The organism is Pseudomonas sp. FW300-N2A2, from assembly GCF_017351735.1.
Taxonomy (GTDB): Bacteria; Pseudomonadota; Gammaproteobacteria; order Pseudomonadales; family Pseudomonadaceae; genus Aquipseudomonas; species Aquipseudomonas migulae.
This window is the reverse complement of record NZ_JACNDU010000016.1, coordinates 68,762-79,630: the sequence shown is the minus strand read 5'-3', so window position 1 is coordinate 79,630 and position 10,869 is coordinate 68,762. Positions and strand designations below refer to the sequence as shown.

The window sequence follows — 10,869 nt, the reverse complement described above, 5'->3', positions numbered from 1 at the left end:
GCAATCCGCTTGCACAGGAACAGTTTCCAGGAGGTCAGGATGAAGTTTTTGGTGATTGGCGGCGCAGGCTACATCGGCTCGCACATGGTGAAACAATTGCTGCGTGCGGGTCACGAGCTGGTGGTGGCAGACAATTTTTCCACCGGCTACCGCAGCGCCTTGCCGGGCGGAAAGCTGGTCGAACTGGACATCGCCGACGCGCAAGCCCTGGACGATGTTTTTGCTGCTGAACATTTTGATGCGGTGTTCCACTTCGCTTCATTTATCCAGGTCGGCGAATCCGTCACCGAGCCAGCCAAGTATTACCGGAACAACCTCGCCGCTACGCTGACGCTGCTACAAGCCATGGTGCGCGCGAAGGTCAAACACTTGGTTTTTTCCTCGACCGCCGCCGTCTATGGTGACCCGGTATACGTGCCCATCGACGAAGAACATCCCAAGGCCGCCATCAACCCTTATGGCCGCAGCAAGTGGATGGTGGAGCAGATACTGGAAGACTTCGACCGCGCCTACGGTCTTAAATCGGTGTGCCTGCGCTACTTCAATGCCGCCGGCGCCGACCCTGAAGGACAGCTGGGTGAACGCCATGAACCGGAAACCCACCTGCTGCCACTGATCCTGCAAGCGGCCTCGGGCCGACGCGAATCCATCACCGTGTTTGGTCGGGATTACGACACGCCGGACGGCACCTGTATTCGCGACTACGTCCACGTGGTCGATCTCGTTGCCGCTCACGCACTTGCCGTGGATTATCTGCTGGCCGGTGGCGCAAGCACGGCGTTCAACCTCGGTAACGGCCAAGGGTTTTCAGTACAGGAAGTGATAGACACTGTGCGTCGCGTCACCGGCCAGGACTTCTGCGTCAGTGACGCGCCCCGCCGTGCCGGCGACCCGCCACGGCTGGTGGCCGACCCTCGAAAGGCCAACGCAATACTGGGCTGGCAAACTCAATTTGCCTCGCTTGAAGAGATCGTGACGCACGCCTGGAAGTGGGAGCAGAAGCACCCTTGGCACTGACAGTCGGCGCTGGCGCATAACGCGCCACGCGCCGAAGGATGACGCGCTAGTAGTAAGAGCGGTTTTGTGGTTCGGCTTTGTTCAGCACCGTGCCAATCAGATTGGCTGAGCCCAGGTGATGCAGGCTTTCCTCGATCTCTTTCTTGCTGTTCATGCCGTTGGCGACCACGAGCAGGACGCAGTCGAATTTCGGCAGGACGGTAATCACATCGTCCGAGCTGAGGATTGGCGGCAAGTCGAAAATCACGATACGCGAGTTGTAGCGTTCACGCAGATCACTGATCAAATGGGTCACTGCGGGCGATGACAACACCTCGGTGGAGAGAGGAATCGGCTTACGGGTCGGCAGGACGACAAAACGCGGCAAGGTCGGGTTGACCAGAACCTCTTGCAGTTCCGCTTCGTCGGCCAGGTATTCGTTGAGTGATTTATCCATCGGCAGACCCAGGCAGGCACCCACTGTCGGACGGCGCAGGTCAAAATCCACCAGCAATGCAGTCTTGGTGGTGTGATGGGCGATGCTCATTGCCAGGTTGATCGCCAGGACCGTCTTGCCTGCCTCCGGCGTCGGCGAGGTGATGGCAAGCGTACGCCAGCCGTTTTCTTCCATGATTTTCAGAACTTGCGTGCGCAGCAGATCGAACGCCCCGCCCATGTTCGAGTTCTTGTTGTACGCCACAATGCGGTTACGCTCGAGATGATCCGGGCGCAAAGGCACAACTTTGGTTTGCACATAACTGAGCGCATTCAGACCTGCAGAGTGCCCGGTTGCGGTCATGGCTTTTGGCGTGGCCACGAGGGCCGAGGACGACTGTTTTTCATCATCTTCGGTATCGGTCTTGTTAAATTCCATGGCTGTATTCCTTATGCAAACCGGCCCAAAGCTTTAAAAATCAAAAGATCCAGTGGCATGTAGAGGAAGTGCACGAGCACCAGAAAGATCACGAATGCCACTATCCCACAGATGATCAAGCGCGTTCGCCACCTCTTGCGATTCGCCAGCTCCGCCTTGGTGTGAATGTAGGGAATGGCAACCAGTACACGCCGCCCCAACACGCTACCCAGGGCTTCAGCTCCGCGCACACGCTGAGTCAGCATTTCCAGGAGCATCACCAATGCGCCAGCGCCCACAGGGGCAAGCACGAAGCCCATGGCAACCACTTTCTTGCGGTTCGGCCGTACCGGTTTTTCAGGCATCAGCGGCGACTCCAGGAGAACAAAACGCTCGGCTTTGTTTTCCTGTTCCAGGCTTTCGGAAATTCTCGCATTCATCTCCTTGGCGCGCATTTCCTCGTATTTCTTTTTCGCGTTGTCATGGTCACGCATCAGCGTGATCAGGCCGCGCTCGACTTGTGGCATTTCAATAATCTGCGCTTCGTATTCGGCTATTTTCTGCTGCGTCTGCTGCTTCTGATCGGCCAGCGACTTGATACGTGCGTCGGTGGCCGCGATCCGCGCCTGAGCCTTCGCTACATCCATACTGACGGACACTACCGAACTCCCCGCCACCGACTTGTTCGCCTCAAGTGCCGCAATCTTGCGTTTCACGGCACGCACATCGGGGTGGGCTTCGGTATACAGCGTCAGCAAACGGACGTATTCCGCCTTGAGGCTGCCCAGATCCTGCGGTTTGTCAGCGGCTGCACCCGCCACGCCAGGCTTGGTCGCTACGCCGGCATTGGCGGCGACAAGCTCCAACTCATTGAAGCGCAAATCCTCACGGGCAGCCTTGTAGTCACGATCGACTTCCTTGAGGTCGTTTTCGGCGCGGGTCAACATGTTCGTGAGCAATTCCCGATTCTCGGGCAGCGATTTGCTGTGCTCCTCCTTGTATTTCGCCACGCGACTGTCCTGGGCATTCAGGGCAACCTCGAGCTTGTCCGCCTCCTGCTTTGCGAACTCTGTGTTTTCATTGGCGCGCTCGGTGCGCTGCCGGATGTTTTCATTCAGGAACAGCGTTACCAGTTCATTGGCCACTTTGTTGGCAATCTCTGGTTGGCGGTGCTCAAAGGAAAGACGAAACGCAATCGTCACTTCCCCGCGACCCTTGACCGCGGCGCTGACCAGGGTGACCCCGATCGTATTGCGCATTTCATCGATTTTCTCGGAAACGCTCAACTGCCGGCCTTGAGAAGAGAACAAGTTGTATTTGTCGATGATCGCTAAAAGATTCTCCCGGGTCATCACACGCTGGCGAATGACCTCGATGCGCTCATCGGCAAAGGTGCCGTTGTTTGTCGCGACCAGTTCAGGCGAGATCTGCTGCGACTCGATCAGGATCGTGCCAGAGGACTCGAACGTGGGCGGCAGCGACATCGCGACCGCGATGCTCACGCCAAGTATGGCTGCGCAACTCACGATCAACAGCACGGCGTGGTGTTTGACGATGGCGATGTAGTCGTTGACCGACATTTCGTATTCAGAGGCCATATTTCTCACACAACTGAATTTCAGAGACCGGGGTAACTGTAAATCAGTGTCATCCCGACAATATTTGCGCTGGCATCCGGCAAGCCGTCCTGCTGACGCTCCTTGTACGTGAAGGATAGGCGCGCAATCCAAAAAGGCGAGAGTTCTTGACTGATCCAGGCACTGTAATTAAGCAAAGTGTTCGGCGTCTGGCCTTTGGTGTCCTGCCAGGAGGCATCAAAACCGGTGCGTCGGATCTCATCGATGGCGTAACTGAATGTTCCCTTCAGGTTATCCGCCTCGACGAACCCGCCGTCACCGCTGGCGACCGTACTGCGACCGGCGTCGACGATTGCATCAAACCGCTCGCCGGTGTATTGCAAGGTCAATCCGCCCTGCCCCTTGGGGCCGTCACCCGAACCGGAAACCTGATTGACGCCCGCGTACACCGTACCCTTGAACTGCTCGGAGAGCTGGAAGTTCACGCCGACCGTGGGTGTATAGCTGTTTGAGGAGGACGCCACTGCAGAGCCCTTCTCAGGCTCATAGCGCCTGACGCCCAAACGGGTGAACACCTCGGTCTGCTCGCTCCACGCGTAGCTCCACGTAAAGCGGGTGGCCAGTTCGTCGTAGTTGATCAGGGTCGGAATGTCGTAAGTGACATGAGTGTAGTCAGTCTCGTTGAGCAAGGTACTTCGCTCGCTGAGAGCCGTATGCCAGTTGCCGCCCAAGGTATACAGCTTTTGCGTGCCGTCGGCTGCTACCACGCCGGTTTCCTGAACGGCAGTAGAGAGCGTTGAACTCTCTTCATACCTGGCCTTGAGCCCAAAACCGCCCGTTTCGGTTTCCCGCTGCCATCCCAGTTTCAATCGGGGGTCTTCACGGTCCGTCACGATGTCGGTATCGGAAGAACGCACGACGTATACACCGAGACCGAATTGAAACTCATCCCGACCGGAAGTACCGACAAGGCCGTACTCGGGAGCGATGATGGTGCGGGTCACACCCTGCTCGCCACTCGTGAGCAACAGTGGATTGCTGTCGTACTCGACAGTCGAAGGCACCGCGATTGATGATTGCCAGGTCGCCGCATGGGCCACACCGGAACACGACAGGATCAGGGTTGCAGTGGCAACCCCGGTAGTTCGAAGAGCAAGCAAGTTAATCCTTAATGCATCGCGCAAGTCTAAGGCACGACCAGCGTATCGCCGGCCTGGAGGAGAATATTGGTGGACATGTCACGCCCGGACATCAGATCGCTGTAATTGACTGGCAGGATCTGTTGCTTGGTCCCGTTGAGTCGCACGACCTTGATTTCATCCTTGTCGGCAAACTTGTCGAGCCCGCCCGCCACGCTTAAAACCTGCAGCACTGACGTTTGACCTGATAAATGGACACTGCCTGGCTTCAACACTTTGCCCTGCACGTACACGAGATTGCCATCCGTGCTGGTGACGACAACGCTCACCTGCGGATCGGGTATGTACTTTACAAGCTTGGCAGCTATTTTCTCTTCGACTGCGGTGGTATCGAGACCCGCCACATCGACTTGCCCTGCCAGCGGGAAGGTAATGCTTCCGTTGGGAAGAACGATCACGTCCTGCTTGAGCTTGTCTTCGCCCCAAACGGAAACGGCGAGCTTGTCACCCGGACTCAACCGGTATGCAGCATCGTTTGCGACGGCATTGGAAATGCTGGGCATAACTGCCAGCGCGCAGACCACAGGTAACCAGAAACGCGACATCGGGATCCCTCCGCCTAAGTAGCCTTGCCAAGAGTCTTGCATAAAAACCGGGGTAAATCACTCTTGCTCATTTTTAGGTCAAGGAAACGATCAAGGGGCTGTTTTTTGCGCTCAACGCCGTGCGGTTTTCGTCGGCCTGACGCCTCTATTGCCTGCCGGGAAACAGCTGGCGAAGGAAGTTTTTTATTTAACAATAAGTTGTCGTTAAACATATCGACCTCGATGTCTGCCTGCCAAATTAATAGCACTCTGTTTAATAGAGCCCGTCATTCAGCTAATACATCGCCAAACCCACTAGCAGATCAAATTGATATCAATCACTAGTGTCAATACGCCACACAATCGCCAGCAAAAACAAAAAGCTAGCTACACCTTCCGCCGATTGGCGACCATGACAAAACCGAATAACGCGGATGAAAACAACCAGGCGGCAGCAGCTAACGGAACTGCATTCGATTGATTGGTGAGGGCATCATCCCCGCCACTCAAAACTTTACTTTGCGTACCTGAATCTGCCGTTAACTTGTCAACGGCAAGTTGCGCCATTAATCCGTCACAGGAAGAACTATTGACGGTAGCGCCCACCTTGGTGGCGGATTCTATAAGGCTGTTGATTTGATTTTTTGCTGTATCAGCGAAGCTGATATCGCTGGCCGAAGCTGCCGCACCAGGACCGTTTGCAACGGTTGAAGGGGCACCACCCTGCTCGGCGGCGGTCATGCCCGCTTTTGGACCATACGCTTGGCAAGCATCGCCCATGCGGTTAATTTCACGGGTCAAATTGGCCGTTTGTGCGGTGGCAATGGCCGCACCATTAAAGAGCACGCAGAACAAAACGGATTTGAGAACCAGTGATGAACGCATTGAAGCCCGCCTCCCTGCACACAGGGTGTTCCTGATATCGAATGAAGGATTCGTTACCCAGCTGATTGGAGCCTATAAGCACATAGCCAGCACGTCAATGGTCTGTCACAACAATAAATTAAAATAAAAATCAAGGCAGAATGGCGTCAATAAATCGACAATTAGTCCTCATCACAACAAGGGTCTCTATCTCCTTGAAACGACTCAAACATGGGCATCAGCCCTACCGAAAACGGGCCTGAACGCGTTGCTTTTTCCTCGCCGAAACACCGGCGACAAAAAACTATCGACGCTGGCCGCCATGCATCCACTCTCGCGGACTGACGCCGGTCTTGCGCCGAAATGCCCGGGCGAGCGCCGAAGGGCTTTCATACCCCACTTCATCGGCAATCAGGGCAATGGACTTGCCTTCACGCAAGCGTTTCTGGGCCAGGCTGATGCGCCAGCTCACCAGGTAATCCACCGGGGTCTGCCCCACCACCTGACGAAAGTGTTCGGCAAAACTGGCCCGGGACATGTTGGCCGCCGTCGACAACTCAGCCACGGTCCAGGACTTGCCGGGCGTGTCGTGCATCAGGCTTAACGAGCGTGCCAGGCGCGGGTCGGCGAGACCGGCCATCATGCCGGGGCTTTGTTCGCGATTGGTCAGAATGTGCCGCAGCAACTGGATCACCAGCACTTCGAACAAGCGGTCCATCATCGCTTCGCGACCGCAAATGCCGCCGAAGGCTTCGTTGAACAGCCAGTCCAGCGTACCGGCCATGGTCGGCACTTCATCGAGATCAAGTACCAGGTAATCGGGCAACGCCGCCGCCAGCGCATTCCCCGCACCGCCATCGAACGTCAGCGAGGCGCACACCAGTTGCGTGTCGGACGTGGCAGCGGCAATCAGTCGGTGGCGATAAGGCCGAGGGAAGAAAATCAAGGTGGGGGTGTTGAGCTCAATCGCGCGCTCATCGGCCAGTTTCAGGGTCAGCTCGCCGGATTGCAGCAGATGGAGGTGCCCGCAGGCCTGATCACCATCAAAACCGGTGGTGCCGCAAAAGGTCCCGCTGTGGAAGGTACCGGCGCTGACGCCGAAATGGCTGAGCAAGGTGGACAAGCGATCCATGGACAGGCTCCTGGCGGCATATTTGGACGATCAGTCGCATATCCTCGACGATTTGCAGCCAATAGACCAGCACTCGTCATTAGCATGGACCCCGTACCCAGCGCACACCGCGCCGTCATCTACGGAGATCCACCATGAGCCGCATCAACACCCTGAGCCTCGAACACGCCACCGACGCCACTCGCCCGCTGCTGGAAGGCGTGCAGAAAAAAATCGGTTTTTTGCCCAATGTCTTCAAGACGCTGGCGCATGCTCCCGCCGTGCTGTCCTCTTATCTGCAACAGTCTGCGACCCTCGGTAAAACGTCACTGAGCGCCACCGAGAAAGAAGCGATCTTCCTCGCCACGTCCCAGGTGAATGGGTGCGACTACTGCCTCGCGGCCCACACATTGTTTGCCGGCAAGGCCGGGTTATCCGCGCAAGACATCCTCAGCGCCCGCAGCGGACAGCTCAATGCCTTTGCCACCCTCGCCCGGCAGATCACCGAAAGCCGTGGCCACCTGGGCAGCGAGCAGATCGCAGCGGCACGGGCAGCCGGGATCAACGACAGCAAGATTGTCGAAGTGATCGCTCACGTGGCCTCGCAGACCTTGACCAATTACCTCAACAACGTCGCCCTGACCGAGATCGATTTTCCGGCCATCGATGCTTGAACGACTGTCTATTCGGGAGAACCGCTGATGAACACCGTGACGCTCTATACCACTGACACTTGCCCTTATTGCCGCAACGCCAAGATTTTGCTGGCGAGCCGAGGTATTGCGGCACAGGAAATAAACGTTCAATCGGAACCTGGGAAGTTTGAGGAGATGCTCGGCCGCAGTGGTCGCCGTAGCGTGCCGCAGATTTTTATCGGTGATGTGCATGTTGGAGGGTTTGACGAGCTGGCCAAACTTGATCGTCAGGGGGGGTTGATGTCGATGCTTGCTTGAGGCCGGTGACTTTTTTTTTGGGGGGGGGTGTACATATCCGTTGTTGTGGTAACGGCCGCTATTGGTTCCGCTTTTACAGCGGGTTACTTGGAAAAGCGCCAAGTAACCAAGCGCCTGCGCCCCTGACGTACGGTGGCTCGCTAAGGCTCGCCATGCCCTCGCTCCGGTCCTGCTCCGTGGGCCCGCCGCCATCGGCCATCCATGGCCGGGGGCGGCTAACCCGGCATCCATGCCGGGTTGCCCACTGCGCAGAACCTCCACTCGGCCTTCCGACGGGGCAGATCAAGATCAAAAACCAAAGCAAAGCAAAAGCGAGGCGGCCTGCCAGCCGACCTGTTTCTTTGCTCGTACGCATTCCCCTGTAGGAGCCGGCTTGCTGGCGATGGACGCCAACGATAACGCGGGCTGTCTGAATGAACGTGTTGCCCAGACATTTTTCGCCGGCAAGCCGGCTCCTACAGTCGATCGTATTTATCCAAATGCATATGCATTTCCCTTGTAGGAGCCAGCTTGCTGGCGATGGGCGCCAACGATAACGCGGGCTGTCTGAATGAACGCGTTGCCCAGAAAATTTTCGCGAGCAAGCTCGCTCCCACTGTTGAACGTATGCGTTCCGAATACACACGCATTTCCCCTGTAGGAGCCGGCTTGCTGGCGATAGCGGTGGATCAGTCAACGTATGTATTGGCTGGGCAGACGCCATCGCCAGCAAGCCGGCTCCTACAGGGATCGGCGTACGCTTTTGATTTTCACCACTCATCAGGCCGAGCGTTAGCTCGCCTTCAGCTTTTGATCTAAGCGCACCCTCGAGAGGCCGAGCGCAGGTTCTGCGCAGTGGGCAACCCGGCATGGATGCCGGGTTAGCCGCGCACGGCCATGGATGGCCGATCGCGGCGGGCCCACGGAGCAGGACCGGAGCGAGGGCATGCCGAGCATTAGCGAGGCACCGAACGAAAGGGGCAAGAGCCCTTGGTTACTTGGGGCTCTTCCAAGTGACTCGCCGTAAGGGCGAAACCAATAGCGGCCATAACCGCAGAAATGGATATGTACACATGAAAGAAAATAGTCGCCGGATAGACCGCTATCGCCGGCAAGCCAGCTCCTACAGGGACCGGGTACATCCGCAAGAGTCGGGGCATATGGGCAAACACACAAAGGGCGCTCTATGATTGACCCCTATGAGCACGTCGATGCCGATCCGCCAACCCTGCCCGCCCGGTGCCTGCAACTGCGAGCGTGAACCGCTGCTGGAAAAAGCGGGCGCGGACCTGCGCATCCTCTTCCTGACCCGCACCGAAGAAAAACGCCTGCTCGACCGCCTGGAAAATCTCCAGAGCCTGAGCGACCTCGAACGGCTGCAACAGCGGATGTTCGAACAACTGGGCATCCGGGTCGAAATCGCCCCCGGCTTCAACGAAGTCCGCACCATGCGCGGCATCGCCATCTCCATCGGCGAATTGCCGGGGCTGTGTCGAAAAACCCGCCAGGCGATCCCGGCCGCGATTCGTCGCGGGCTGGAAAAACGGCCGGAAATCGCCTACGAACTGCTCAACGCCAACGACCTGCTGCGCGATACTTGACGGCTGAATGCCCCCCAACAATCCCGAATGCCACGAAAGAGGATCAGCGGTCGTACGCAAATCCCGGCGCGCTGCTATGCCTTCTCAAAGGGAGAAAGACATTAAAGCCCGTCAGGATGAAGCGGGAAACAGGCGTGACCGTGGTCCCGGCGCCAGCCAGGTGCGCGAAGAGCAACAGGTGCCAATCCCTATCAGGAGGTGGCAGATGTTATTCATGGTCAGTTGGTCAATCAGTCCGCAAAACCGCAACAGCGCGATCAAGCGCTTTCTCGAGACCCAAGGTGCCCCGCCCCCCGGCGTCAAGATGCTCGGGCGCTGGCATGCCGTCGGTGGCTCGAGCGGTTTTGGCATCGCGGAAACCGACGATGCCGTACAGATTCAAAAATGGGTGCTGCAATGGAGTGACCTGATGAGCATGGAGGTTCATGCGGCACTCACCGATGAGCAGGCTGGGCCGCTGCTGGCGGCCGCTGTCAGCAAGTAATAATCGTCGTGGCGGCGAGTCTTGCTCGCCGCCACGACGCAGGCGCTCTGTCAGCGTCAGGCTTTAGATCCTGCTACGTCTTGATTCCCACCCGCCGCCGCATCTCGGCAGTGATTGCCTGAGCAGCAGAGCGATACGCCGGGGGAAAATTCAATCGGGGTTGAAACTGCCCTGACAGACGGACAGATGGTCGGGCACTGGGCACGCTGGCAAGTGAATATACTCAGCGGGAGTGGGCACATCCTCCGGAGAGCAATCATGCGAACGGTTCACGTCATCACCCCCGAAAAAACCCCGGGGCCGGTCAATGTGGTGGGTGAGGCGATCACGGTTCTCGCCGGCGGCGATTTGAGCAAACCCTTTGAAATGCATATTCAGGAAGGCGTGCAAGGGGGCGGGCCGCCGCTGCATTTCCATCCGTGGGACGAGGCTTTCTACGTTACCGACGGGCAGGTCGAAGTGACGGTCGAGGGCAAGTCCACCACTGTTTCTGCCGGCGGCTACGTGCATATTCCCGGTGGGTCGATCCATGCCTACAAAAACATCAGCGCGACCGCGAGGATGATTGGCGTGGTGTCCGATCCGCGCGGCGGCCAGTTTTTTACGGCGGTGGACCGGCTGAGGGTGCCGGAGGATTTGCCGCGAATCCTGGAGATTGCCGAAGCGCACGGGGTTACGTTTCTGATTCCGAAATCACCGCAGCCTCTGTAGGAGCCAGGCTTGCCGGC

Annotated in this window: 12 protein-coding genes; 6 read left to right on the top strand and 6 right to left on the bottom strand. The window is 57.5% G+C overall.

Annotated elements, in window-relative coordinates:
• Positions 1-39: 39 nt before the first annotated feature.
• Positions 40-1,017, top strand: a complete 978-nt coding sequence (galE, locus tag J4E42_RS19465; protein ID WP_008041069.1) for a UDP-glucose 4-epimerase GalE — start codon at positions 40-42, stop codon at positions 1,015-1,017.
• 46 nt (positions 1,018-1,063) lie between these two features.
• On the opposite strand, the gene J4E42_RS19460 is transcribed toward galE, so the two are convergent.
• From J4E42_RS19460 to J4E42_RS19435, 6 genes are all read right to left on the bottom strand, one after another.
• Positions 1,064-1,795 carry a CpsD/CapB family tyrosine-protein kinase gene (locus J4E42_RS19460; protein WP_223437084.1) on the bottom strand — a complete coding sequence of 244 codons (732 nt, stop codon included), beginning with the start codon at positions 1,793-1,795 and terminating at the stop codon, positions 1,064-1,066.
• A gap of 86 nt (positions 1,796-1,881) precedes the next feature.
• Positions 1,882-3,447 (bottom strand): hypothetical protein, encoded by a 1,566-nt coding sequence (locus tag J4E42_RS19455; RefSeq protein ID WP_008041067.1) that lies wholly within the window; start codon positions 3,445-3,447, stop codon positions 1,882-1,884.
• Between the two features lie 20 nt (positions 3,448-3,467).
• On the bottom strand, positions 3,468-4,586 hold the full coding sequence (locus J4E42_RS19450; protein ID WP_207285928.1) for a hypothetical protein: 1,119 nt from the start codon (positions 4,584-4,586) through the stop codon (positions 3,468-3,470).
• Positions 4,587-4,612: 26 nt separating this feature from the next.
• Positions 4,613-5,170, bottom strand: coding sequence for a polysaccharide biosynthesis/export family protein (locus J4E42_RS19445; RefSeq protein ID WP_207285927.1), 558 nt, complete (start codon positions 5,168-5,170; stop codon positions 4,613-4,615).
• A 366-nt stretch (positions 5,171-5,536) separates the two neighbouring features.
• On the bottom strand, positions 5,537-6,034 hold the full coding sequence (locus J4E42_RS19440) for a hypothetical protein (protein WP_207285926.1): 498 nt from the start codon (positions 6,032-6,034) through the stop codon (positions 5,537-5,539).
• A gap of 283 nt (positions 6,035-6,317) precedes the next feature.
• A complete protein-coding gene (locus J4E42_RS19435) occupies positions 6,318-7,145 on the bottom strand; it encodes an AraC family transcriptional regulator (RefSeq protein WP_207285925.1) in 828 nt (275 codons plus the stop codon).
• Positions 7,146-7,279: 134 nt separating this feature from the next.
• Between J4E42_RS19435 and J4E42_RS19430 the strand changes: the two genes are divergently transcribed.
• The 5 genes from J4E42_RS19430 (at position 7,280) to J4E42_RS19410 (ending at position 10,852) form a co-directional block, all read left to right on the top strand.
• The gene (locus J4E42_RS19430) at positions 7,280-7,798 is read left to right on the top strand and encodes a carboxymuconolactone decarboxylase family protein (RefSeq protein ID WP_008033958.1); all 519 of its coding nucleotides are present in this window, start codon (positions 7,280-7,282) and stop codon (positions 7,796-7,798) included.
• Between the two features lie 27 nt (positions 7,799-7,825).
• Positions 7,826-8,077: a glutaredoxin 3 gene (grxC, locus tag J4E42_RS19425; protein WP_008041062.1), complete on the top strand. Its 252-nt coding sequence runs from the start codon at positions 7,826-7,828 to the stop codon at positions 8,075-8,077.
• A 1,178-nt stretch (positions 8,078-9,255) separates the two neighbouring features.
• The gene (locus tag J4E42_RS19420) at positions 9,256-9,657 is read left to right on the top strand and encodes a hypothetical protein (protein WP_207285924.1); all 402 of its coding nucleotides are present in this window, start codon (positions 9,256-9,258) and stop codon (positions 9,655-9,657) included.
• A gap of 205 nt (positions 9,658-9,862) precedes the next feature.
• A complete protein-coding gene (locus tag J4E42_RS19415; protein WP_008043696.1) occupies positions 9,863-10,141 on the top strand; it encodes a DUF3303 domain-containing protein in 279 nt (92 codons plus the stop codon).
• A gap of 258 nt (positions 10,142-10,399) precedes the next feature.
• Complete coding sequence (locus J4E42_RS19410) at positions 10,400-10,852, top strand: cupin domain-containing protein (RefSeq protein WP_008034751.1); 453 nt, start codon at positions 10,400-10,402, stop codon at positions 10,850-10,852.
• The last annotated feature ends 17 nt before the right edge of the window (positions 10,853-10,869 follow it).

Excerpts from the sequence above, each read along its gene's own strand:
- galE (WP_008041069.1), top strand. The coding sequence starts at position 40 with ATGAAGTTTTTGGTGATTGGCGGCGCAGGCTACATCGGCTCGCACATG.
- J4E42_RS19460 (WP_223437084.1), bottom strand. The coding sequence starts at position 1,795 with ATGACCGCAACCGGGCACTCTGCAGGTCTGAATGCGCTCAGTTATGTG.
- J4E42_RS19455 (WP_008041067.1), bottom strand. The coding sequence starts at position 3,447 with ATGGCCTCTGAATACGAAATGTCGGTCAACGACTACATCGCCATCGTC.
- J4E42_RS19445 (WP_207285927.1), bottom strand. The coding sequence starts at position 5,170 with ATGTCGCGTTTCTGGTTACCTGTGGTCTGCGCGCTGGCAGTTATGCCC.
- J4E42_RS19440 (WP_207285926.1), bottom strand. The coding sequence starts at position 6,034 with ATGCGTTCATCACTGGTTCTCAAATCCGTTTTGTTCTGCGTGCTCTTT.
- J4E42_RS19435 (WP_207285925.1), bottom strand. The coding sequence starts at position 7,145 with ATGGATCGCTTGTCCACCTTGCTCAGCCATTTCGGCGTCAGCGCCGGT.
- J4E42_RS19430 (WP_008033958.1), top strand. The coding sequence starts at position 7,280 with ATGAGCCGCATCAACACCCTGAGCCTCGAACACGCCACCGACGCCACT.
- grxC (WP_008041062.1), top strand. The coding sequence starts at position 7,826 with ATGAACACCGTGACGCTCTATACCACTGACACTTGCCCTTATTGCCGC.
- J4E42_RS19420 (WP_207285924.1), top strand. The coding sequence starts at position 9,256 with ATGAGCACGTCGATGCCGATCCGCCAACCCTGCCCGCCCGGTGCCTGC.
- J4E42_RS19415 (WP_008043696.1), top strand. The coding sequence starts at position 9,863 with ATGTTATTCATGGTCAGTTGGTCAATCAGTCCGCAAAACCGCAACAGC.
- J4E42_RS19410 (WP_008034751.1), top strand. The coding sequence starts at position 10,400 with ATGCGAACGGTTCACGTCATCACCCCCGAAAAAACCCCGGGGCCGGTC.